Below are 24,624 nucleotides of genomic sequence, written 5' to 3'. Positions count from 1 at the left end.
ACCCACGCAGGGCGCGCGTCGCAGGACGCGCCGCCGGTCACCCGATCAAGCTCGGCTGGAGGTCGCGCAGCGTGCGCGCGTGGGTCATCCTCGTCACGCCGATCGCGGCGACGGCCAGCGCGCCGACCAGCCAGACACCCAGGACGACGGCGTCGCCCGCGGCGCGCGAGAGGTCGCCGCCGTACATGAACTGGCGCACCGCGTCCACGACGTACCCCATCGGCAGCACCTGATGCAGCGCGGCGAGCGGTGCCGGCAGCGTCTGCCACGGGAAGGTGCCGCCGGCAGTGACAAGCTGCAGGACCATGAGCACGAGCCCGAGGAACTGCCCGACCGAGCCCAGCCAGACGTTGAGCGCGAGGATGATCGCGGCGTACGTCGCCGAGGCGAGCACCATCGTGGCGACGACGCCGAGCGGATGGCTCATCGAGAAGCCGAGCGTCACCGCGAGGATCGTGTACAGGCCGAGCATCTGCACGGCGCCGAGCATCGCCGGGGTGAGCCATCCGGCCAGCGTCACGCGGATCGGCGAGTGCAGGGCCGTGATCGCACGGCGGGAGATCGGCTTCACGATCAGGAACAGTGCGTAGATGCCGATCCAGCCCGCGAGGGCGGCGAAGAAGGGGGCGAGCCCGGCGCCGTAGCTGTCGGCGCGCGCGACGGCGTCGGACTCGACGTCGATCGGATCGGCGATGGTCGACGCCTGCGCGGCACGGACCTCGTCGGTGGAATCGGGCAGTTGCGCCGCGCCGTCGGCGAGCCCGTCGCGCAGCGTGGACGTGCCCGTCGCGAGCTCGCCGAGCCCGGACTCCAGCGTGCCGGCGCCGTCGCGCAGTCGTGCTGCACCGTCGGCGGCGCGCGCGGCTCCATCGGCGGCGGTCGCAGCCCCGTCTGCGAGGGCGGATGCACCGTCGGCGACCTGCCTGCTGCCGGTCGCGAGGCGGTCGATGTCGCCGACCGCCTCCTGGACGCGGTCGTTGCCGGCCTCGATGCGTTCGCCGACCACGTCGAGTCGGGCGAGCACGGCGTCGATCGTCGCCCGGTCGACGCCCTGGGCGACGAGCGCGGCCTCGATGTCGGCTCGGGCCTGCGGAACGGTCGAGGCGGCCTCGCCGACTGCCGCCCCGACGCGGTCGGCGGTCTGCGCGAGCTGTTCGTTGCCGTCGGCGACCTGTGCGGCACCGTCGGCGACCTCCGCCGATCCGTCGGCCAGCTGGGCCGTGCCGTCTCGCAGCTGCGCGGTCCCGCCGGCGAGGGTCGCGGATCCGTCGGCGAGCTGCGAGGCGCCCCCTGCTGCGGTCGCGGCGCCGTCGGCGAGCTTCGTGGCGCTGTCGGCGGCCTCCACGAGGCTGCCGCGGACGGTGTGGATCGCGTCGAGGAGCGTCGCTGCGGCCTCCTCGCCGACCTGCTTCGCGACCGTGGTCCGGATCCGCTCGACGGCCTGCGCGCCGATCGTGCCCGCGAGGTAGCTGTTCGCGTCGTTCGTCGAGAGCACGAGTTGCGCCTGGCGCGGGGCATCCGTGGACACCGACGTGAGGGCGGCGGAGAACCCGGCCGGAAACGTCACGGCGAAGTCGTAGGTGGACTCGTCGAGGCCCGTCTCGGCGTCGGCGGCCGAGACGCGGTGCCAGTCGAAGGCGCCGTCGGCCACGAGCTCGTCGGCGACCTCGTCGCCGATGTTGCGGGCCGCTGCGCCGTCGGAGGCCGGTACCCCGGCGTCGTCGACCACGAGTGCGACGGGCACGTCGTGGAACTTCGCGTACGGGTCCTGGTTCGCCCAGAGGTACAGCCCGCCGTAGAGGATGGGCACGGCGACCAGCGCGATGAGGGCGAGCACCGACATCCTGGTCGAGGTCAGCCGGCGGAATTCCGCGGCGATCATCTGGGGGACCTTCACGCGAGGCCTCCCTTGGACAGCGGCATCCCCCGGTCGTCGTCGATCTCGGATTCGTCGCCGTGCAGGCGCGCGAGCATCGCGTTCGCGCCGATCGCGGCGGCGGAGGCGTCGCCGGCGATCACGAGGACCGCGAAGCCCCGTTCGGCGAGGCGCCCGGCGAGGGCCCACCAGGCGTTCGGGTCGCCGCCGTGGCGGTCCGGCGCGACGAGCACGACGCCATCCACGCCGTCGCGGAGGATCGCGAGCTCCGTGAGCAGGTGCAACCGGTCGACGGGATCGACGTTCGAGATCGGCCGCCGGGCGATGCCATCGAGGTCGAGGTCGCGGAGCTTGCGGGCGACCGCCGCGGGGTTGGACGGCGCGCCGGCGAACATCAGTTCCTCGGCCGTGACCCCGGCCACGGTCACGTTCGGCGCGGGGTCGGAGACGTCGGGCGCGTCGACGAGGGCGACACGACGCCGGATGCCCGACGCGTCGGGTCGGCCGTCGAGGGTCACGGTGCCGGCATCGGGCCGCATCCGGCCGGAGGCGAGCAGGCCGAGCACGGTCGGGCGCTGCTCGGTCTCGGCACGGGCGAGGGTCGCGCGCCCCGACTCGTACCGCACCGTGGTGCTCGGCAGGGCGTCGCCGTCGCGGCCCTTCGAGACTCCTCGCAGCTCGATCCTCATGCGGTGGCCTCCCCGGCGGGTGCGGCGGCCGGATCCAGTTCCGGCGAGCGGTCGACGAGCGTGCCGGCCTGTTCCCACGAGAGCCCGGCGGCGCCGAGCGTGGCGAGCATCACGATGCGCCTCCCGGCCGGCGGATCGAGCCGGTCGGCCTCGTCGAGCACGGCGATCGCGGCCTGCTCGACGAGCCTCGCGACGAGGTCGGCGTCGAGGTCGCTGCGCAGCGTCCGGTCGAGGGCGCCCCGGGCGACGATCGCGCGAAGGCCCGCGCGGACGGGCTCGAGCGCGGACGCGGCATACGCGGTGTACGGGTCGTGGACGGCCATCGACGCGAGGAGTCGCACGTGGGCGACTGCGTCCCACAGTCGGGCAGCGAGCAGGGCGAGGGCGATCCGCGCGTCGGGGTGCACGGCCTCGCCGGCCGTGCGGTTGAGCCGCGCACTGCCCCGCTCGATGAGCGCGAGCACGAGGTCGTCGCGATTCGCGAAGTGGCCGTACACCGATCGCCGGGTCAGCCCGGCGGCGCGGGCGATGGCGTCGAGCGAGGCATCCGGTGCGGTGGCGAGCACGGCGGATGCCGCGTTGAGGAGGGATTCGCGGTTCGCCGTCGCGTCCCGGCGAGGGGCTCGGCGGCCCGCATCGACGGAGGTCGGCATGCGGTCCATCGTACAAACTTGCACATGATTGTGCAAGTTATGCCATCGGGCCACCGCGCCCGCGAGAATCGGACCATGGCAGTGGTCGACAACGGCATCTACCGGGACGGCGTCCGCGTCGCCTCGCCCACCTCGCTCGAGGAGACCTTCGAGGCGTACGAGGCCGAGGGTGAGGGCGCCTTCGCCTGGATCGGGCTCTACCGCCCCACCGACGACGAACTCGACGCCGTCGCGGCCGAATTCGGGTTGCATCCGCTCGCCGTCGAGGATGCACGCAAGGGCCACCAGCGCGCGAAGCTCGAACGCTACGGGCACACCCTCTTCGTCGTCCTCCGACCCGCGAGGTACCTCGACGACGTCGAGCGCGTCGAGTTCGGCGAGGTGCACCTCTTCGTGGGCGACGGCTTCGCCGTCACGATCCGGCGGGCCGAGCGCCCGGACCTCGCGCGCGTCCGCCGCAGGCTCGAGGGCGACCCCGCGCTCCTTCGGCGCGGGCCCGAAGCGGTGCTCTACGCCGTGCTCGACGAGACCGTCGACGAGTACTCGCCGGTCGTCGCCGGCCTCGAGAACGACATCGACGAGATCGAGGACCAACTGTTCTCCGGCGACCCCGAGGTCACCCGGCGCATCTACGACCTCTCGGCCGAGGTCATGGAATTCCAGCGGGCCACGAAGCCGCTGATCGAGATGTTCGCCGCACTCGAGCGCGGGTTCGAGAAGTACGCGGTCGACCTCGAGCTGCAGCGCTACCTGCGCGACGTGAAGGATCACGTGTTGCGCATCGTCGAGCGCGGCGAGACGTTCCGCCAACTCCTGCAGAACGCGCTCAGCGTGCACGCGACGCTCGTGACGCAGCGCCAGAACGACGAGGTGCGGGCGCTGACCGAGACCAGCGTCGCCCAGAGCGAGCAGACCAAGAAGATCTCCAGCTGGGCGGCGATCATCTTCGCGCCCAGCCTCATCGCGGGCATCTACGGCATGAACTTCGTCTTCATGCCCGAACTCGACCAGCCCTGGGGGTACCCGTTCGCGATCGTCCTGATGTTCGGGTTCGCGTTCGTGCTCTACACGATCTTCAAGCGCAAGAAGTGGCTGTGAGCGTCCGCTGCGCTACTGCAGCGCCGACGTGAGCCGTGCGACCCCGTCGAGGAACGTCGCCTTCGCGGGCTCGCGGTTCCACTCGTCGAGCGTGAGCTCGCGGCTGATCGACCGGTAGCCCTCCTCGACGCCGCGCATGTCGTCGACGAACGAACGGCCGCGCACGAGCAGCGAGATCTCGAAGTTCAGGTTGAACGACCGGATGTCCATGTTGCTCGACCCGATGACCGCGACGTCATCGTCGATCGACAGGTGCTTGGCATGCAGGATGTACGGCCCCGGGTAGAGCCAGATGCGCACGCCGGCCTCGAGCAGCGGCCGGTAGTACGAACGCTGCGCGTGCCACACCGAACCCTGGTCGCCGAGCTCCGACACGAACAGCTGCACGTCGAGCCCGCGCAGCCGCGCGGACGTGATGGCGTACAGCATCGCCTCGTCGGGAACGAAGTACGGGCTCGTGATGATCACGCGTTCCTGCGCCGAGGCGACCAGCGCGAGGAACAGCCGCAGGTTGTTCTCCGAGTCGTACGACGGGCCGCTCGGCACGACCTGGCAGACGAGGGCGTCGGATGCCCCGTCGGCCGGCACCTCGGACGCCGGCACGTGCTCGGTGTCGAGCAGGTTCTCGTCGGTCTCGGCGTACCAGTCCGACAGGAACACCGCGTTGACGGATGCCACGGCCGGGCCCTGCACGCGAGTCGTGAGCTCCTGCCACATGAGCCCGCGCTTCTGGTTCTTCGGCGAGTCGTAATCACGCGAGATGAGGTTCTGCGACCCCGTCCAGGCGACCCGGCCGTCGACGACGACGAGCTTGCGGTGGTTGCGCAGGTCGGGCCGCTGGTACTGGCCCTTGAGCGGCGCGACCGGCAGCAGGAACGCCCACGTGACGCCGATGCGGTCGAGTTCGGCGAACGTCTGTTCGTGGACGGTGACGCGCTTGGATGCCACGTGGTCGATCAGCACCCGCACGCTCACGCCGCGCTGCACCGCGCGCTCCATGGCGGCGAAGAAGCCCCGGGTCGTGTCGTCGAGGGCGCCGATGTAGAACTCGACGTGCACGAACCGCTCGGCGGTGTCGATGTCGGCGGCCATCGCGTCGATCGAGGCCTGGTAGTCGCCGAACAGTTCGGCGCGGTTGCCCCCGGCCGCAGGCAGCGCCGTGAGCGCGCGGTTCTGCTCGACCGTGGAGGCGAACCACGACGGCCAATCGTCGCGGTCGGTCACGAGGTCGAGCCCTGCGGTGCGGTCGGCGATGATGCCGTCGATCTCACGCTGTCGTTCGCGGCGACGCTTCGGCAGCTTCACGTTGCCGATGAGCAGGAACAGCACGATGCCGACGAACGGGATCAGGAAGATCGCGAGCAACCACGACATGGCCGCGGTCGGCTTGCGACCGGCCGGGATGACGATCAGCGCGATGATGCGGATGACCCAGTCGAGCAGGATCAGCGCCGTCGCGATCAGCCACGGCAGTTCGTCTCTCCACCACATGCAGCGCCCTCCCCGAGGCTCGACTGGGGAGAGTATGGCACGCCGGTGCGGCCGTGCCCGCGGCGGGACGGGTCAGTCGGTGCCGAGGTCGAACGCCGCGGCCTCGTTCGCGGCATCCGTGGCCGCCTCGAGGTCGGTCTCGTCGGCGCCGGCGGTGATCTCGGCCGCCTCGCCCTCGGCGAGGTCGCCCACCAGGGCGGCCGTCGCGCCGCCGACGATGCCGAGGTGCGCGTACTGCTCGAGGCGGGCGCGCGAGTCGGCGATGTCGAGGTTGCGCATCGTGAGCTGGCCGATGCGGTCCTCCGGGCCGAACGCCTGGTCGCCGACGCGCTCCATCGAGAGCTTCTCGGCCTGGTAGCTCAGCGCGGGACCCGTGGTGTTCAGGATCGTGTAGTCGTCGCCGCGGCGCAGGCGAAGCGTGACCTCGCCGGTGACCGCCGACGCGACCCAGCGCACGATCGACTCGCGCAGCATGAGTGACTGCGGGTCGAGCCAGCGGCCCTCGTACATGAGGCGACCGAGCCGGCGGCCCTCGTTGTGGTAGTTCGCGATCGTGTCCTCGTTGTGGATCGCGTTGAGCAGCCGCTCGTACGTGATGTGCAGCAGCGCCATGCCGGGGGCCTCGTAGATGCCGCGCGACTTCGCCTCGATGATGCGGTTCTCGATCTGGTCGCTCATGCCGAGGCCGTGGCGACCGCCGATGCGGTTCGCCTCGAGCACGAGCTCGACCGCGTCGTCGAAGCGGGTGCCGTTGATGGCGACCGGCCGGCCCTGCTCGAACGCGACGGTGACGTCCTCGCTCGGGATCTCGACCGCGTCGTCCCAGAACTTCACGCCCATGATCGGCTCGACCGTCGTGATGCCCTCGCTGAGCTCCTCGAGCACCTTCGCCTCGTGGGTCGCACCCCAGATGTTCGCGTCGGTCGAATACGCCTTCTCGGCGCTCGCGCGGTACGGCAGGTCGCGCTCCTGCAGCCACTCGCTCATCTCCTGGCGGCCGCCGAGCTCGGTGACGAAGTCGGCGTCGAGCCACGGCTTGTAGATGCGCAGGCGAGGGTTGGCCATCAGGCCGTAGCGGTAGAACCGCTCGATGTCGTTGCCCTTGTAGGTGGAGCCGTCGCCCCAGATGTCGACGCCATCGTCCATCATCGCGCGTACGAGGAGCGTGCCCGTGACCGCACGGCCGAGGGGCGTGGTGTTGAAGTACGCCTTGCCGCCCGAGCGGATGTGGAACGCGCCGCACTGCAGGGCGACGAGACCCTCCTCGACGAGGGCCGCACGGCAGTCGACCAGGCGGCTCAGTTCGGCGCCGTACTCGATCGCGCGGCCGGGCACCGCCTCGACGTCGGGCTCGTCGGGCTGTCCGAGGTCGGCGGTGTAGGTGCAGGGCACCGCGCCCTTCTCGCGCATCCACGCGACCGCGACGGAGGTGTCGAGGCCACCGGAGAAGGCGATGCCGACGCGCTCGCCGACGGGAAGGGACGTGAGGACCTTGGACATGCGCTCCAGCCTACCTTCGCGCGCGCGAGCGCCTGATCGGCGCGTGCGCCCTCCCGAGGCCCCAGGACACCCCCGCGATAGGGTTGGTCCGTGACTCCAGACGAAACCACGCCGAACGAGGCGTCGCTCGCGGACGAGCCCGAGGTGCGGCAGGCGATCGCGGAGGGCGATCGCACCGACATCCGGGCCATCGTCTCGGGGCATCCGTCGTCACCGCTCGCCTGGGCCGAACTGGCGGACTCCGCCGACTCGGCCGGCCACGCGATCGAGGCGTTCGCCTTCGCGACCGTCGCGGCCGACCTGGCACGCGAGCAGTTGACCGCGGCCGGGTGGGAGCCCGGCTCGCCGGTGTCGTGGGCCGATGAGCCCAACCGCGCCTACCTCCGGGCCCTCGACGCGCAACGCCGCGCCGCCGAGACGCTCGGCCTCTCCGACCGTGCTGCGCGAGCGGCGGACGAACTCGCGGCAGCCGACGCCGAGGCGCCGGCCCGCATCGCGAGCGAGTTCACGCCCACGCAGCTGATCTCGATCGCCGACATCCGCGCCGCCACCGGCGGTTCGGTCGCGGCGTTCGCCGTCGTCGGCGACCCGGTCGACGCACCCGATGCGGCGGCAGCCGCCGGAGAGGACTGACATGCCCGCAGTCGTACTGGTCGGAGCGCAGTGGGGCGACGAGGGCAAGGGCAAGGCGACCGACCTGCTCGGCTCGCGCCTCGACTACGTCGTGAAGTTCAACGGCGGCAACAACGCCGGCCACACCGTCGTCGTCGGCGACGAGAAGTACGCGCTGCACCTGCTGCCCTCGGGCATTCTGACGCCTGGCGTGACCCCGGTCATCGCGAACGGCGTCGTGGTCGACATCGAGGTCCTCTTCGAGGAGCTCGAGGGGCTGTCGAGCCGCGGCGTCGACGTGTCGAAGCTCAAGATCTCGGCGAACGCGCACGTGATCACCCAGTACCACCGCACGCTCGACAAGGTGACGGAGCGGTTCCTCGGCAAGCGCCAGATCGGCACGACGGGCCGCGGCATCGGGCCGACTTACGCGGACAAGATCAACCGCGTCGGCATCCGCTTGCAGGACCTCTTCGACGAGAACATCCTGCGGCAGAAGGTCGAGGGCGCGCTCGACCAGAAGAACCACCTGCTCGTGAAGGTCTACAACCGGAGGGCGATCGCGGCCGACGAGATCGTCGACGAACTGCTCGGCTACGCCGACCGGCTCCGGCCGATGGTGACCGACACCGCGCTCGAACTGCACCAGGCCCTCGATCGCGGCGAGACCGTGCTGTTCGAGGGCGGTCAGGCGACCATGCTCGACGTCGACCACGGCACCTACCCGTTCGTGACGTCGTCGAACGCGACGTCGGGCGGCGCCGTGACCGGCTCGGGCGTCGCGCCGAACCGGATCGACCGCGTCATCGCGGTCATCAAGGCGTACACGACGCGCGTGGGCGCGGGCCCGTTCCCGACCGAGCTGTTCGACGAGTGGGGCGACTTCCTCACCGAGCAGGGGCACGAGTTCGGCACGACCACCGGGCGCAAGCGCCGCACCGGTTGGTACGACGCCCCGATCGCGAGGTATGCGAGCCGGATCAACGGCGTGACCGACTTCGTGCTCACGAAGCTCGATGTGCTCACCGGCGTCGAGCGGATCCCGGTCTGCGTGGGGTACGACGTCGACGGCGAGATCGTCGACGAGGTGCCCGTGTCGCAGTCCGACTTCCACCACGCGAAGCCCGTGTACGAGGAGTTCCCCGGGTGGTCCGAGGACCTCTCGGGCGCGCGCGAGTTCGCCGACCTGCCGCCGAACGCGCAGAGCTACGTGCGTGAACTCGAGGCGATGTCGGGCTCGCGCATCTCGGCGATCGGGGTCGGGCCCGCGCGCGACGAGATCGTGCAGGTGCACGACCTGCTCGACTGAGCTTCGGGCGCGACGCGCCCGGGAATCGTTTCCCGGCAGGTCTCGGAAGCGTGACGAAAGGTTCCCTCGGGCATCCCCCGCCGATAGTGTGGCGATGATTGCTGAGTCGCGCCCGCGAGCAGGCAGGCGCGACCGGACCGGGGGGACCGATGCGCAGATTCCGACGTTGGCTTGCAGGATTCGCCGCGTTCGCCGTCGTCGGCGCGCTGGCCCTTCCCGCGACGATGCCGGCGGCCGCAGCCCCCGACGACGCGGAGTTCACGACCTTCACGAAGGTGATCAGCCCGCCGGACGAAGCGCCCTACGAGGCCGGAGACCGGTTCAGTTACACGATCACCCTCACGTGCAACAGCCCGATCGTCGACATCTGCGTCGCGGCGAACGTGACCGACACGCTTCCCGCTCCGCTCGTCTTCGACACCACCGTGCCGAATCCGGTCGTGGTGTCGGGAGGGGGCACCCCCGCACCGACGGTGAGCGTCAGCGGCAACGAGTTCACCGCGTCGTTCAACGAGGCCGGAACCGCGGGTACCGGCCTCGCCACCGGCCAGCAGGTGAGCATCACCGTGTTCGTGCAGGTGCCCGATCCGGTGAGCGCCGACTACGACGGCGACATCACGAATACGGCCACGGCGTCGGCGACCAACGCGCTGCCCGTCACCGATGATGTGACGACCCAGCTCGACATCCCGGAGGAGCTCGACTCGACCGTGACGAAGTCGGTCGACGACCACGTCGCCGATGGGCAGACCGTGCCCTCGCTGCCCGACCAGCCGGTCGACTACGCCATCGGTGGTGGCAACGCGTCGAACCGATCCGTCGATGCCATCGTCGTGCAGGACCCGGCCGACGGCGTCGCGAGCCCGTTCGACAGCTACCTCGACTTCACCGGGATCACCTCGATCACGCCTCCCGCGGGTGCCGATCAGGTGCAGATCGAATACCTCGACGCCGACGGGAACTGGGTCGTGACCTACCCGACCGGTCCGATCCCGACGGACTTCACGAACATTCCCGACGTGCCGCCGACCGACGTGCACGGCCTGCGGTTCACGTTCACGTCGTCGACCGGGCAACTGCCGCCGACGCCGCCCGACCAGCAGGCGTCGATCGGCATCGGAGCGCAGACGAATGACCAGGTGCTCGACATCCCGCTCGGTGAGAGCGAGACGATCCCGAACACCGCGTCGTCGAACGTCGTCGTCGACGACCGGTCGAACACCCCGAACACCGCTGACGGTTCGGTCGTGATCAGCAACACCGGTCCGACGGTGGACGTCGAGAAGGCTTTCGCCGACCCGACGCTCCTGGGCGGGCAGAGCACGACCGCGACGATCGACGCGACCAACGGCCCGAGGCCGGTGACCTCCATGACCATCGCCGACCCGACCGCCGGCCAGCCGAACCTGGCCGAGCAGGGGCTCGTGTTCGGCGGGTTCACGTCCGGGGTCGAATGGCCGCCGAACGCGAACGCCGTCTCGGTCACGTACACCTACGCCGACGGGACGACGGAGACGCTGAACGGGTCGACACCGAACCAGATCCCCGCGCCCAGCGGCGACCCGGCGACGGTCGTGGGATTCTCGATCACGTTCACCGGGCCGATCCAGCCGAACGCGATCGCCGAAATCCCGTTCGATGTCACCGCGAACCCGGTGCCGGGGCAGCTCGACGTCGTGAGCACGAACGACACCACCTCGACGGTGACCGACGCGACGGGGCAGACCGGGCAGGACGACGACGCGGCGGACATCACCCGGCAACCCGCCCGGGTCTCGACGAACATCGACAAGAACATCGTGCAGGACGAGGTCTGGGACATCCCCGGCAGCACGACCGCCGTCACGTTCCTCGCCGACGTGAACGACCAGGGCCCCAACGCCTCGACCGTCGGTGCCGACTCGCTGGTGATCAGCGACCCCGCCGACCCGCAGCCGGGCGATCCGCCGTCGACGTTCTGGAACACGTTCGACGCCAAGCAGATCTCGGCGGACGTGCCGGCGAATGCGAACCTCACCGTGCAGTACTGGGACGGGACGCAATGGGTGACCTTCCCCGGTGCCGACGACATCCAGGGGCCGGCCTCGTTCAACTATTCGGTGCCGGCCGACCTCCAGGACGACGTCCAGGGCATCCGATTCGTCTACACGCCGAAGCCCGGCCAGACGCTGCCGCCGGGGTTCCAGGTGTCGCCGACGATCCAGGTGGCCACGCGCGACCAGTTCCGCGACGGATCGGGCAGCGTGCACGATGCGGCAGAGGCCGCCGATCCGCTGAACGTGCAGAACGACGCCTCGTCGACCGTGACGAACCCCGACGACACCTCCCCGGACGACAACACGGCGACGGACACCGACGACATCGACGTGAACCCGTGGCCGCCGGACGGCCCCGGCGTCGACCTGATCGAGAAGGACTGGCTCGAGGACACCGTCTTCGCGTTCACCGATGACCAGCGCACCGCACGCATCCTCTGGTCGACGCAGGGCGTGCCGTTCGACTCGGTCGAGATCACCGACGACCCGACCGCCGGCGCGGACTTCTCGAACATCGCGGCATCCGCCTACGACGCGTGGGACCTCGCGGCGATCGAGGCGATCGACGCGACGCTCGACCCGCTCATCGTGTACGACCGCATCGAGAGCGTCGAGCTGTACGACGACACGGCAGACGCCTGGGTCGACGTCACCGCTGCCGCCTGCGGTGCCGTGGACACGACCGGCACCGCGTGCGACGGCGGCTTCCCCGGGTTCGAGCTCAGCGAAGCGCAGCGCGAGTCGACGCTGGGCGTCCGCCTGACCTACGTCGAGGGATCGAACCGCGGCGCGGGCGTCGGGCCCGCACCGGGCAGCGGCGTCGCCTCGTCGACGGGCAACGGCCGCGGCCTCGACCTCACGTTCCAACTCCGACAGGAAAAGCGATCGGATGGCGGACCCGTCGTCGGGTCCCTCCACGACGAGCAGTACAACTCGGGGCTGAACGGCGTGGTCGTGAACACCGCCGGCATCCACGGTGAGGGCCCGGCGGTCGTGCCCGACCAGACCGACTCGGACGACATCACCATCCTCGACACGACGGTCAACGTGTCGGTCACGAAGACCTTCGACCAGGACGCCCTGCCGGTGCCGCCCGACACGGCGACGCAGGACGAATATCCGCTCGTCACGGCGACGATCACCGCGCGGAATGAGACCGAGGCGAACATCGCCCAGCTCGTGGTTTCCGATCCCGCCACTCCGCCCGCTGCGGCGACCGACACCTACAACACGTTCAACCTGTACGCGATCGGCACGATCAGCGTGCCCGCGGATGCGACCGAGACCGTCGTGACCCTCACCCGGGAGGGCGGTGGCACCGACGACTACAGCATCGCCGAGGCGCAGGCACTCGCGCCCGCCGACCTCGTCGACGTGGTCGGCGTCAGCGTCGCGCACTTCGACCCCGACCGGGTCGCGATCCTCACGACCGAGCAGACGAGCGTGATGCTCACCTACCAGCTCCGCGATTTCCTCCGCGACGACCCGGCGACCCGGCCGGCGGAGGGCGACATCGTCACGAACGTGGCCTCCGCCGACGGGACGCGACCCGGCGGCGCTCCGACGGATACCGCGCACGGCACCGATGACGACACGCTGCAGTTCGTGCCGGCGACCTACGGGGTCGTGGCCGGCAAGTCGATCTCCCCGTCGTCGCGATACGAGGACGAGTCGCCCGACGGCTACACCGTGACGATCGGCGGACAGCCGACGGGCAACGTGCGCACCACCGTGCTCACGATCACCGACGACGAGCCGACGTTCTGGAACGCGTTCGAGTTCGCATCGTTCCCCGCGTCGACGCTCCCGGCGAACATCGGCCAGCTGCGGGTCAGCGCGCTCACGAACGTCGAGTACTCGGTCGACGGCTCGGGCGCGCTCGTGCAGACCTGCGGCGGAGACGTCGACCTCACCGCGTGCTGGGTGGTCGGGCTCTGGCAGGACGTCGCGTCCGGCGCGGCAGTGACGCCCGCGCTTCCGGTCGGCGTGGACGCGTCGGCGGTGCGAGGGCTTCGCTTCGAGGTGCGCCAGGACGCGGCCGAGAGCAACTGGGAGAACCCGCGCAATCCGATCGTGTCCGTCGCGTTCACGGCGAACCGACTCGACAACCTGCATTACGGCCCGAACGGGGAGATCGACTCCTACCCCGTGCCGTCGACGCTGCCGGGCCTCGAGACCGCCCCGGGCGAGACGGTCCAGGGCACGACGACCGACGTGGTCGACGTGCACGGTGTGGGAGCGTGGACGACTCCCGACGGGGTGATCTGGGAGGCCGATGCGAGCGCCCAGGACACGACGCAACTGCTGCACCGCGTCAATGCGATCCAGGTGACGAAGGCTCCCGGCAACGGGCAGGGCGGTGCGGCTGCGCAGCAGTTCCCGCCGTTCTCCGAGATCCCGTACGTCATGCGGATCGAGAACACCGGCGAGTGGCAGATGACCGGACTCGAACTGACCGACTCGGTCGGCGCCGATGCCCAGGGCTCCTACCTCGTTCCGGTTCCGAACGCCGACCCGGTGTTCGAGTTCTCGCTCACCGACGCCGACGGGAACGACCTGCCCACCGACGGCTTCAGCGGCACGCTCGACACGACGACCGGCGTGGTCACGATCACCGTGCCGACCGACTTCGTGTTCGCGCCCGGCGACGTGCTCGTGATCGCGGCGCACCTGCAGTTCCGAGATGGACTGGCGCCGGGTACCCCGGTCGGCAACTCGATCACCGCGACGAGCGATCGCGACTTCGAGACGTGCGAGCACACGTCGAACAACGTGCCGATCGACGACACGCAGAACACCCCGGACTGCACCGCTGATACGACGGTCACCCCGTCGGCCGCGGCACCGATCGTCATCACGAAGGCGGTCAAGGGCGTCGGTGCGGGTGTTCCGGGTGTGCCCACGACAGATCCGAACTACGACGACTTGGGCGTGCTGAACACCAACCAGGCCCCGGTACTGGGCGAGTGCGAGCTGCCGAATGCGGGCGGCGGCTACTACGTCAACGAGTGCGTGCCGATCACCCGCCCGGGCGGCATCGAGGAGTGGCGGCTCACGTTCACCAACCGCGGCAACGTGCCGGCCGACGCGATCGGCGGCATCGACGTGCTGCCCGCGGTCGGCGACACGGGCGTCGTGGTCGGCACGCCGCGCGGGTCGCAGTGGTCGCCGATCTTCCTCGGAAACTTCAGGCTCGGGTCCGGCGGCGCGCTCCTGCCCACCATCCAGGCCTACTACATGACGACGGTGCCGAACCGAGCTTGCAACGCGGCGGACATCCAATGGTCGACCCTCAACCAGCCGATCCCCGACACCGACCCCTGCTTCGCAGACGTCACCACGCGACCTTGGATCCCCTACGACAACTCGACGCCGAAGCCGGAGCTCGCAACGGCGGTCGCGCTCAAGACCGTGATCGAGTACCCGACTGGGCAGGAGCTCGCGCCGGGCGCGAGCGGCTCCATCCTGTTCCAGACGCAGACGCCGGCATACATCCCCGATGCGTACGACACGCAGCTGCCGATCGCCTACAACACAGCGGCAGCGGGATCGCGCGCCGACTTCCAAGGGCAGGCCGTCTACCGGGGCCCGGTCGAACCGGTACGCGCCGGCGTCGCCTTCCCGATGGGAGAGATCGAGCTGACCAAGGACCAGGAGGTGCCGGACAGCTGGCCGTTCCCGCTGCCGGAATCGTACGAGTTCGACGTGCAGTGCGAGTCGGTCGGCGAGGACGTGCCGCTCGAGGACACGACCGGTGCTCCCGTCTCGCCCGTGACGGTGCCCGCCGACGGCACGCCGGTGGTCGTGGGACCCGGCACCGACCTCCCGTTGTACTCGACGTGCACGATCGCCGAGCTCCCGGCGCAGGGATCGACGGTCGGGTACACACCGCCCGGCGCCGACGGGCGGTCGGGCGAGATCACGGCGAGACTCGACCTCACGGACCGGACCGACGTGCGGCATCCGTTCCCGGCCGACCCGGTGGAGGGCGCGACCGCAACCGTCACGAACACGTACGAGATCGGCGGTTTCACGGTCGAGAAGGACGTGATCGAATCGGGCGCCCTCGACCAGGACGGCAATCCGATCCCAGCCGATCCGACGTTCACCTTCACGGTGAGCTGCATGTGGCTCGGTGCCGACGTGATCCTGCCGGCCGAACGCACCTTCACCCTGCAGGGCGGCGACAGCATCGAGTTCGCGCCCCTTCCCGTCGGTGCGGACTGCACCGTCACCGAGACGGATGTCGCCGGTGCGACCGACACGCTGGTGGTGCTCACCGAGGATGGCACGGGGACCGAGCTCGGAGACACGACCACCGCAGAATTCACGATCCTCCCGGACGACGCCGACGGCACGCACCTCACCGCGCTCGCCGTGACGAACGTCTATACGACCGGGTCGCTCACGATCGAGAAAGACGTCACCGGCACCGGCGCCGACGAATGGGCGCCCGACGAGTTCACGGTGCACCTCGTCTGCACGTGGGATCAGGCGACGACCAACCCCGTGTGGGAAGACGACGTCGTCATCCCCGCGAACGACAGCGTGACCATCGACAACCTGCCGACCGGCGCCGAGTGCGTGGTGACCGAGCCCGACGACGGCGGCGCGACGGGCGACCCGGTGATCACGCCGTCGTCGGTGACCATCGGCGTCGACGGAGAGATCGGCGACCCGGTGACGATCACCGTGACGAATGACTTCCGAACGGGCGGATTCGTCGTCGAGAAGACGGTCACCGGTCCCGGAACGGACCTCAGCGAGAACGCCGTGTTCACCTTCGACTACACCTGCACCTACGAGGGCGCGACGGTCGACGAGGGCGAACTGACGATCACCGGCGACGGCACGGCGGGCCCCTTCACCTCCGCGACGGTGACCGGGCTGCCGGTCGGCAGCGAGTGCGTCATCACCGAGACCGCGAGCGGCGGAGCGGATGCCACGCCGCCGCCCGTGACGATCACGATCCCCGACCAGACCACGGCCGGCGTCGAGGACGTCGAGACCGCGCCGTTCGAGAACGCCTACTCGGCGGGCACGATCTCGGTGACGAAGGAGGTCACCGGTGCGGCGGCCGAGATCCCGGAGATCGCGAACGCCACCTACGTCGTGCACGTGACGTGCTCGCTCACTGCAGACGGCATCCCGTTGTTCGACGGGGACGTGACGGTGATCGGCGGGACCACGGTGACGATCGTCGATCCCGCGACCGGCGATCCGCTGCTGCTGCCCGTCGGCACGCACTGCTGGGGCGACGAGATCGACACGGGCGGCGCGACGGATGCCTCGGTCGACTTCGACTCGTTCGACAACGCGGCGATCGTCGAGGCATCCGGATCGACCGACCCGGGACCGCTGGAGATCACCGCGACCAACACGTTCGACTACGGCGAGATCGCGGTGTCGAAGGCGATCACCGGCAACCCCGACTACGCCGAGGGCCTCACGTTCGAGATCCTCGTGACCTGCACGTTCGACCGAGGCGACGGCAACCCGCCGATCGTGATCTACGACCAGGAGCCGGTCGAACTCGCCGGCGGCGAGACCGTCACGCTGACCGACATCCCGATCGGCTCGGAGTGCTACGCCGAGGAGCCCGACCAGCAGGGCGCCTGGTCGGTCGACATCAGCGCGACCGTCGACGACCCGGTCGAGGTCGTCGACGGGGCGGACATCACCATCACGGTGACGAACGACTACCCGGAGGCCGGCTTCAGCGTGACGAAGACCGTCGACGACGGCGGCGCGGTCGACCAGGACGGCAACCCGATCGTGTACGACACGGTGTTCACCTTCACCGCGGTCTGCACGTTCGAGGGCACGACGGTGCTCGACGAGACCTTCCAGCTCTCAGACGGCGAGGTCGAGGAGTACGGCCCGCTTCCCGCGGGCAGCGAGTGCACGGTCACCGAGACCGATACGGGTGGGGCGATCGGCACGGGCATGGTCATCACGCAGGACGGTACCGCGACCGACCTCGGTGAGACGACGAGTGCGACCTTCACGCTGCTGCCCGATGAGAACGGCGCGAGCGTCAACGCGCTCGGGGTGGACAACCCGTTCACGGTCGGCTCGCTCCAGCTCACGAAGACGGTCAGCGGCACCGGCGCCGACGAGTGGGCCGGCGAGTTCGGCGACTACACGGTGCACGTGACGTGCACGCTCGCCGCCGCCGATCCCGACCTCGTGTACGACGGGGACGTGACGCTGACGACGGACGCCCCTGGGAATGTCGTGACGATCCCGAACCTCCCGACCGGTGCGGAGTGCGAGGTCGACGAGACCGACCTCGGCGGCGCGACCGACTGGAGGGCCGACCCGAACCCCGTGACCATCGGCGACGACACGACGGGACCGATCGGGATCACCGTCGACAACGAGTTCCGCACCGGAGGGCTGAACGTGCTCAAGCAGGTCACCGGCCCCGGCGTGCCGGAGTTCTCGACCGGGCCGTTCGACTTCAGCGTGGTCTGCACCTACGAGGGGCAGACCGTCGAGAGCTCGGTGCTCGTCGTCGTCGGCGAAGAGGACTCGACCGGCCCGTACCTCAGCGAGACGATCACGGGCATCCCGGTCGGCTCGGTGTGCGTCGTCACCGAGATCGACGATGGCGGGGCCGACGAGACACCGGACCCGGTGACCGTGACGATCCCCGACCAGGATCCGGCCGGCATCGAGACCGTGGTCACCGCGGGTCCGTTCCTGAACGAGTTCTCGGTGGGCCTCCTCGGCATCGCCAAGGAGGTCGACGGTGAAGCCGCCGACGCACCGTGGGTGGCCGACACCGTCTTCACGATCGACCTCACCTGCGAGCTCGACGTCAACGGCGTCCGCACCACGGTGTTCTCACGGACGTTGGAGGTGATGGCGGGCGACATCGAGCCGATCACCGACGCCGACGGCAACGTGGTGCAGCTGCCCATCGGCACCCATTGCTACGGCGTCGAGTCCGACCCGGCGGGCGCGACCGCGACCAGCGTCGACTACGACTCGTACGACAACGCGATCATCGTGGTGGCCGACCCGCTGCCGCAGCCGTTGCTCGTGACGGCGACGAACACGTTCGAGTACGGCGAGCTCGAGCTCGAGAAGACGATCAGCGGATCGGCCGAGGCGGCCGCGGGCAAGTCGTTCACGGTCGAGGTGACCTGCACCCTCGACCGCGGTGACAACAACGAGCCATACGTCGCCCTCGACCACGAGCCCGTGACGATCACGGGCGGCCAGACGGTCGTGCTCGACCAGCTGCCGGTCGGTGCCGAGTGCTGGGCCGAGGAGACGGACTCGGGCGGCGCGATCGCGTCGACCGTGAGCGCGACCGAGGCGTCGCCGGTGATCGTCGGCGACGACGAGCCGGTCACGATCACGGTCGACAACGAGTTCGCGCCGCTGCCGTCGACGGCGGTCACCGGCTTCGACGGCGCGCTCCGGTTGACGGCGGCGCTGGCGCTGCTCGGCGGCGGTGCCGCGCTGATCGCGTTCGTGATGATCCGCCGCCGCCGGCACGGCGGGGCGGCCTGACCGCCGGCATCGCCACCACGCACGAGATCGCGCCGGACAAGATCGCGCCGCACGAGATCGCGCCGGACGCGACGAGGGGGCGGATGCCTCGGCATCCGCCCCCTCGTCGATCGACCGGCGCTACTGGTTGCCGATCGACTTGTCGATGTTGCCCTTGACGTCGTCGATCATGCCGTCATGCTCGTCGGGCGTGATCTTCTTGACCGCTTCGCCGATGCCGTCGAGCACCTTGTCGCTGATGTCCTCGGCCTGTTCGCTCTTGAGGACCTCCTGGATCTTGTCCTTGTTCTGCTCGATGAAGTCGCCCGCCTGCTTGGCGAGGTCGTCGATGCCGGCCATGGTTCCCCCGTTCCGCCTCGGCTCCGATGCCGAGCCCGACCAGCCTATTCCGGGCCCCACGGCGCCGGTAGTGTCGAGCGGGTGACCGCGAACCTGCCTCCCCGTGAACCCCTCGTCGGCCGACGCATCCGTCTCACCCCGTTCACCGAGGCCGACCTGCCTGAGCTCGACCGTGTGCTGCGCCGCCCCGAGGTGTTCGCCGGAGGGTTCGGCGGCGGGCCGGCCGGGCTCCCGTCGGATGCCGCCGCCTTCGCCGAGTTCGGTGCGGCGTGCTGGTCTGCGGGCCCTGCCGCGCTGCCGTTCACGGTGCGGATCGAGGGCGGCCCCGACCACGGCGCCGTCATCGGCGCGACCAAGCTCGGCGACCTCGAACCCGAGCGTGAGAAGGCGCACATCGGCTGGACCGCCTACGCGCCCGAGGTCTGGGGCACGGTCGTCAACCCCGAGGCGAAGCTCCTGCTGCTCGGCCTCGCGTTCGACCACGGCTTCGGGCGAGTGCGGCTGCAGGCCGACGCGCTGAACGCGCGCTCGCGCGCCGCGATCCTGAAGCTCGGGGCATCCTTCGAGGGCATCGCGCGCCGCGATCAGCCGCGTGCCGACGGCACCTGGCGCGACACCGCGATCCACTCGATCCTGATCGACGAGTGGCCGGACGTGCGCGAGCGCCTGCAGGCTCGCGTCGATGCGTGGGGCGACCGCCCGGTCGCGCTCGGGGCCGTCGCCGACTGAGGCGCCCGGACCGAGTCGCTCAGGCCAGGAGCTCGATCGCCCCGTCGACCGTCGCCGCGGCCGCGCCGAGATAGGCCAGCACGATCACGCCGATCCGGGCCGCGCGGTTGCCGATTCGGCGGTGCAGCAGTTCGCCGACGACGAGGCCGAGCACGACCGCGACCGCGACGGCGATCCACATCGACGGATCGAGTTCGGGCAGCGACCATCCCGATGCGGCGAACTTGCCGACGAGGGACGCGACGCCGATCGCCACGAAGTACGGCTGGTTCGTCGCCGCGAAGGCCGGCTGCGGCCAGCGGGTCGCGATCGCATAGACCGCGATCGCCGGTCCGCCGACGCCCGCGGCGGCGTTCATGAACCCGGATGCGCCGCCCGCTGCAAGCGTCACCCCGAGCCGATCGGGAACGCGTGCGGTGCGCGACGCGAGGAGCGTCGCCGTCAGCGCGACGAGCACGAGCACGCCGATCCCGAACTGCAGTGCCGGTCCGGGCACGGATGCCGCGACCACGGCGCCGACGGCCGTGCCGACGATGGCGGCGGGCAGCAGGCGGGCGAGTCGCGGCCAGTCGATCGCACGCCACACGCGGGGGAGGATCAGCAGCGAGCTGAGCACGGCGCACAGGTTCACCACGAACACGCCGTCGAACGGCCCGAGCAGCAGCACCAGCGCGGGCGAGGCCACGAGGGCGAAGCCCATCCCGGTCACCCGCTGCGCGAAGGCGCCGACCAGGACCGACAGGGAGACCGCGAGGAGCACTCGGGGAGTCTACGTGGCCCGGCCGCGCCTACGAGTCCGCGCCTACGAGTCCGCGCCTACGAATCCGCCGACGGCCGGCGGGCGTCCTCGGGCACGTGCAGCCGGCGCAGGAACGCGTCGGTGCTGCGAGGCACGCCGCGTCGGTCGGCGACCGACACGATCACCGTCACCGCGACCGCGATCGGCACGGTCCACGCCGCGGGCTGCTCGAGCAGCGGTCGCACCGCAGGCGCCGCCGACGCCAACGGGCCGCCGAGCAGGATCGCCGCGCCCGAGAGGACCGCTCCCGTCACCATCCCCGAGATCGCCCCGCGCGAGGTGAGCCCCCGCCACCAGATGCCGAGCAGCAGCACCGGGCACAGCGTCGACGCCGTGAACGCGAACACCAACCCCACGCTGCCCGCGAGCCCGGTCGACTCGGTCGCCAGCGCGACCGCGAGCGGCACCAGCGACGACACGAGTGCCGCCGCGCGGAAGCCCCGCACGCTGCCGCCGAGCAGGTCCTGGCTGATGACGCCGGCGAGCGAGACGACGAGACCCGACGACGTCGACAGGAAGGCCGCGAACGCCCCGGCGATCACCAGTGCCGTCAGGAGTTGCCCGACCGGACCGGGCACCAGCCGGTCGGGCAGCACGAGGATGAGCGCGTCGGCCTCGCCGGTCGTCGCGAGATCGGGCGCGAACGCCCGCCCCAGCAGGCCGAACGCGGTCGGGAACAGGTAGAAGACCGAGAGCAGCCCGAGCACGATCACGGTCGTGCGCCGCGCCGCGGGCCCGTCGGGGTTCGTGTAGAACCGCACCAGCACGTGCGGCAGGCCGAGCGTGCCGAGCAGCAGCGCGACCATGAGCGACACCGTGCGGTACCAGTCGAGGCTGCTCGGCCCGGCCTCGGCCGGGAACGCCGCGACCGGTTCGAGCACGGGCTCGACCGATCCCGAACCCACGACGATCAGCAGCGCGAACACCGGCACCGCGAGCGCCGTCAGCTTCAGCCAGAACTGGAAGGCCTGCACGAACGTGATCGAACGCATGCCGCCCGCCGCGACCACGCCCGCGACGATCAGCGCGACCGCCACCGACCCGGCCCACGAGGGCAGGCCCGTGGTGATGCGCACCGTCAACGCCGCACCCTGGAGCTGCGGCACGATGTAGAACCATCCGATGACGATCACGAGCACGCTCGTCACCCGGCGTGCCGCGATCGAGTCGAGGCGCGCCCGCACGAAGTCGGGGATCGTGTACGCGCCCGAACGGCGCAGCGGCGCGGCGACGAAGAGCAGCAGCATGAGGTACCCGGCCGTGTACCCGATCGGGAACCAGAACCCGCCGACGCCCGTCAGCAGGATGAGCCCGGCGACGCCGAGGAAGGATGCCGCAGACAGGTACTCGCCGCCGATCGCCGACGCGTTCCACCACGGCCGAACCGTTCGACTCGCGACGTAGAAATCGCTGGTCGTCCGGGAGACCCGCAGGCCGTAGAACCCGATCAGCACGCTGGTCACGGCCACCGCGACGATCGCCGAGTAGCCGACGGCGGGGTTCACGAACCCTCCAGCAGCGACCGGTAGCGCGCCTCGTTGCGCGACGCCGCGCGCACGTAGAGGGCGCCGATCGTGAGGGCGAGCGGGTAGACGCCGACCCCGATCAGCAGCCACGATGCGGGCACGCCGGCCACGAACGCGCCGTCGAGCGCCGGCGTCAGCACGACGGCCGCCACGAACAGCGCCGTCGCGAGCACGAACCCGGCGGCGCAGACCAGCCCCAGCCGGAGCTGCGAGCGGATCAGCGAGCGCAGGTAGACGCCCTGCACGTCGCCGCCGGAGCCACCGGGCGCGCTCGCCGACCCCGCAGCGCCCGCCGGCCCCGCAGCGCCCGGCGCACCGGCATCCGAACCGGGGCTCGTCCCCGTACTCGTCCCCGCCCGCGGCGCGGTCACGCGCACCCGCGGGGGAGGCGCCGCGTCGTCGGTCACGACCGGCCCCGGAGCGTCGTCGAGTCGAGCCGCTCGCGAAGGCCCGGCAGCAGGCGCCGGCTCACCGGCAGCTCCGCACCGCCGACCGAGACGCTCGCGTGGTCCCCGCCGAGCCGGACCCGCGTCACGTGCCCGAGGGCGACGAGGTAGGAGCGGTGGATGCGCACGAACCCGGCGTCGGCCCACTGCCGCTCCAGGTCGGCCATCGGCACGCGAACGAGGAAGCTCGCCTCCTCGGTGTGCAGGCGCGCGTAGTCGCCCTGCGCCTGCACGTAGCGCACGTCGTCGCGGCGGATCATGCGGGTCGTGCCGCCGAGCGTGACGGCGATGAGTTCGGGCTGCGGCGCAGTCGACGGCGTCGGCGCCGGGGCGCCCAGTGCCTCGACCACCCGGCCGACCGACCGCTGGAGCCGCTCGGTGCGCACGGGCTTGAGCAGGTAGTCGACCGCGGCGAGGTCGAACGCCTCGAGGGCGCCCTCCTCGTCGGCGGTGACGAACACGAGCGCGGGCGCGCGGTCGAACCGCTGGAGGGCGCGGGCGAGGTCGAACCCCGTCAGACCTGGCATGTGGATGTCGAGGAACGCGGCGTCGACGGTCTCGCGGGTGAGGAGCCGGATCGCCTCCGAGCCGGAGTTCGCGACGTGGATGACGCCGATCCGCGGATCCTGGCCCAACAGGAACGCGAGCTCGTCGATCGCGGGCTGCTCGTCGTCGGCGATGAGGACGGAGATCACCGGTCGTTCCTTCCCTCGTGGTCGTGCCCCGGTTGCGACTTCGGCACGCGCATGCGCACCAGGGTGCCCGCGCCGAGGTTCGTCTCGACGACGAGGCCGTGCTCCTCGCCGTACACCTGGCGGAGCCGGGCGTCGACGTTGCGCAGCCCCACGTGCTCGCCCGCGGCACCGCCGGCGAGCACGCGCTCGAGCACCGCGGGGTCGATGCCGACTCCGTCGTCCTCCACGCTGATGTCGGCGAAGGCGCCCTGGTCGGATGCCTCGATCGTGATGCGCCCGCCGCCCTCCTTCGACTCCAGGCCGTGCCTGACCGCGTTCTCCACGAGCGGCTGGATCGACAGGAACGGCACGACCGTCGACAGCACCTCCGGGGCGATCTGGAGCGTGACCCGCAGCCGGTCGCCGAACCGGGCCCGCTCGAGGCGGAGGTAGCTGTCGATCGAACGGAGCTCCTCGGCGACGGTCGTGAAATCGCCGTGGCGCCGGAACGAGTACCGCGTGAAGTCGGCGAACTCGAGCACGAGTTCGCGAGCCGTCGCCGGGTCGGTGTTGATGAACGAGGCGATCGCGTTCAGCGAGTTGTAGATGAAGTGCGGGCTGATCTGGGCGCGAAGCGCCCGCACCTCGGCTTCGGCCAACGCGGCGCGCGACGCCTCGAGCTCGCCGAGCTCGACCTGCGCGGCCACCCAGTCGGCCACCTCGCCGGTGGCGCGCACGAGCCCCGAGCGCACCGTCGGTTCGAACGCCACGACCGCGCCGACCGCGCGGCGCCCGACGAGCACGGGCGCGGCCGCGGCATCCGTCTCGAACGAACCGGCACGGATGCCGCGTTGCACCTGTGGTCGGCCCGACGCGGCGACCTGCGCCGCGAGCGTCGCGGCCTGCTCGCGCAGCGCCTCGTCGCCGTCGATCGACACGGCGCCCGAGGCATCCGCGAGGGCGAGCGTCCGCGATGCGAGGAGGGCCCGGAGGTGCCGGGTCGCGCGCGCGGCATCCTGCTCGCCGAGACCGCCGCGCAGGTGGGCCGCGGCCCGCGACGCGAGGTGGAGCGTGCGGTAGGTCGCCCGCTCCTCGTCGGTGCCGAGATCGCGTGACGCGAGCACGATCCGGCGCAACAGGACCACGAGTCCGACGGCGAGCGCACCGGCGACCACGCCGGCAGCGGCTGCGAGCAACGTCGACTCGGGCATCCCCCCACGGTAGCCGCCGTTGAGCGGTGCACGCGCGCCGTTCGTCGCAGCTTCCGCGCCGTTCGGCGACGACGAGCGGCGAAGCCTTCCGGCCGGTCGCCGGGATCGGGAG

Annotated in this window: 16 protein-coding genes; 5 read left to right on the top strand and 11 right to left on the bottom strand. The window is 70.8% G+C overall.

Going from position 1 to position 24,624, the window contains the following annotated elements:
- Positions 1-37: 37 nt before the first annotated feature.
- From ELQ40_RS16980 to ELQ40_RS16970, 3 genes are read right to left on the bottom strand one after another with little or no spacing between them, the layout of a single operon-like run.
- Positions 38-1,897, bottom strand: coding sequence for a YhgE/Pip family protein (locus tag ELQ40_RS16980; protein WP_127794751.1), 1,860 nt, complete (start codon positions 1,895-1,897; stop codon positions 38-40).
- Complete coding sequence (locus tag ELQ40_RS16975; protein ID WP_205649371.1) at positions 1,894-2,565, bottom strand: hypothetical protein; 672 nt, start codon at positions 2,563-2,565, stop codon at positions 1,894-1,896. Before ELQ40_RS16975 ends, ELQ40_RS16980 begins: the two co-directional genes overlap by 4 nt.
- Positions 2,562-3,218: a TetR/AcrR family transcriptional regulator gene (locus ELQ40_RS16970; RefSeq protein ID WP_127794750.1), complete on the bottom strand. Its 657-nt coding sequence runs from the start codon at positions 3,216-3,218 to the stop codon at positions 2,562-2,564. Before ELQ40_RS16970 ends, ELQ40_RS16975 begins: the two co-directional genes overlap by 4 nt.
- Before the next feature lie 75 nt (positions 3,219-3,293).
- Here ELQ40_RS16970 and ELQ40_RS16965 point away from each other — a divergent pair, with 75 nt between their 5' ends.
- Positions 3,294-4,316: a magnesium and cobalt transport protein CorA gene (locus ELQ40_RS16965; protein ID WP_127794749.1), complete on the top strand. Its 1,023-nt coding sequence runs from the start codon at positions 3,294-3,296 to the stop codon at positions 4,314-4,316.
- A gap of 12 nt (positions 4,317-4,328) precedes the next feature.
- On the opposite strand, the gene cls is transcribed toward ELQ40_RS16965, so the two are convergent.
- Positions 4,329-5,807 carry a cardiolipin synthase gene (cls, locus tag ELQ40_RS16960; protein WP_127794748.1) on the bottom strand — a complete coding sequence of 493 codons (1,479 nt, stop codon included), beginning with the start codon at positions 5,805-5,807 and terminating at the stop codon, positions 4,329-4,331.
- Positions 5,808-5,879: 72 nt separating this feature from the next.
- A complete protein-coding gene (gene argG, locus ELQ40_RS16955; protein ID WP_127794747.1) occupies positions 5,880-7,307 on the bottom strand; it encodes an argininosuccinate synthase in 1,428 nt (475 codons plus the stop codon).
- Positions 7,308-7,397: 90 nt separating this feature from the next.
- Between argG and ELQ40_RS16950 the strand changes: the two genes are divergently transcribed.
- The 3 genes from ELQ40_RS16950 (at position 7,398) to ELQ40_RS16940 (ending at position 18,788) form a co-directional block, all read left to right on the top strand.
- Positions 7,398-7,940, top strand: a complete 543-nt coding sequence (locus tag ELQ40_RS16950) for a DUF3151 family protein (RefSeq protein WP_127794746.1) — start codon at positions 7,398-7,400, stop codon at positions 7,938-7,940.
- A 1-nt stretch (position 7,941) separates the two neighbouring features.
- On the top strand, positions 7,942-9,228 hold the full coding sequence (locus ELQ40_RS16945) for an adenylosuccinate synthase (RefSeq protein ID WP_127794745.1): 1,287 nt from the start codon (positions 7,942-7,944) through the stop codon (positions 9,226-9,228).
- 149 nt (positions 9,229-9,377) lie between these two features.
- On the top strand, positions 9,378-18,788 hold the full coding sequence (locus ELQ40_RS16940) for a DUF5979 domain-containing protein (RefSeq protein WP_127794744.1): 9,411 nt from the start codon (positions 9,378-9,380) through the stop codon (positions 18,786-18,788).
- Between the two features lie 120 nt (positions 18,789-18,908).
- Here ELQ40_RS16940 and ELQ40_RS16935 read toward each other — a convergent pair whose 3' ends face one another.
- On the bottom strand, positions 18,909-19,127 hold the full coding sequence (locus ELQ40_RS16935) for an Rv0909 family putative TA system antitoxin (RefSeq protein ID WP_127794743.1): 219 nt from the start codon (positions 19,125-19,127) through the stop codon (positions 18,909-18,911).
- 81 nt (positions 19,128-19,208) lie between these two features.
- Between ELQ40_RS16935 and ELQ40_RS16930 the strand changes: the two genes are divergently transcribed.
- The gene (locus ELQ40_RS16930; RefSeq protein ID WP_127794742.1) at positions 19,209-19,856 is read left to right on the top strand and encodes a GNAT family N-acetyltransferase; all 648 of its coding nucleotides are present in this window, start codon (positions 19,209-19,211) and stop codon (positions 19,854-19,856) included.
- Positions 19,857-19,875: 19 nt separating this feature from the next.
- On the opposite strand, the gene ELQ40_RS16925 is transcribed toward ELQ40_RS16930, so the two are convergent.
- The 5 genes from ELQ40_RS16925 to ELQ40_RS16905 are packed head-to-tail and all read right to left on the bottom strand — an operon-like array spanning position 19,876 to position 24,512.
- Entirely contained in the window at positions 19,876-20,616 is a 741-nt protein-coding gene (locus tag ELQ40_RS16925) for a sulfite exporter TauE/SafE family protein (protein ID WP_127794741.1), read from the bottom strand.
- Between the two features lie 56 nt (positions 20,617-20,672).
- Positions 20,673-22,160, bottom strand: a complete 1,488-nt coding sequence (locus ELQ40_RS16920) for a cation acetate symporter (protein ID WP_127794740.1) — start codon at positions 22,158-22,160, stop codon at positions 20,673-20,675.
- The gene (locus ELQ40_RS19250) at positions 22,157-22,588 is read right to left on the bottom strand and encodes a hypothetical protein (RefSeq protein WP_240665843.1); all 432 of its coding nucleotides are present in this window, start codon (positions 22,586-22,588) and stop codon (positions 22,157-22,159) included. The genes ELQ40_RS16920 and ELQ40_RS19250 overlap by 4 nt, the downstream gene beginning before the upstream one ends.
- Positions 22,585-23,322 (bottom strand): LytTR family DNA-binding domain-containing protein, encoded by a 738-nt coding sequence (locus ELQ40_RS16910; RefSeq protein ID WP_127794739.1) that lies wholly within the window; start codon positions 23,320-23,322, stop codon positions 22,585-22,587. Before ELQ40_RS16910 ends, ELQ40_RS19250 begins: the two co-directional genes overlap by 4 nt.
- Positions 23,319-24,512 (bottom strand): sensor histidine kinase, encoded by a 1,194-nt coding sequence (locus ELQ40_RS16905; protein ID WP_127794738.1) that lies wholly within the window; start codon positions 24,510-24,512, stop codon positions 23,319-23,321. The genes ELQ40_RS16910 and ELQ40_RS16905 overlap by 4 nt, the downstream gene beginning before the upstream one ends.
- Between the last annotated feature and the right edge of the window lie 112 nt (positions 24,513-24,624).

This window comes from Agromyces sp. LHK192 (assembly GCF_004006235.1).
Classification (GTDB): Bacteria; Actinomycetota; Actinomycetes; order Actinomycetales; family Microbacteriaceae; genus Agromyces.
The sequence above is the reverse complement of the archived record's forward strand: the minus strand, read 5'-3'. Positions and strand labels throughout refer to the sequence as shown.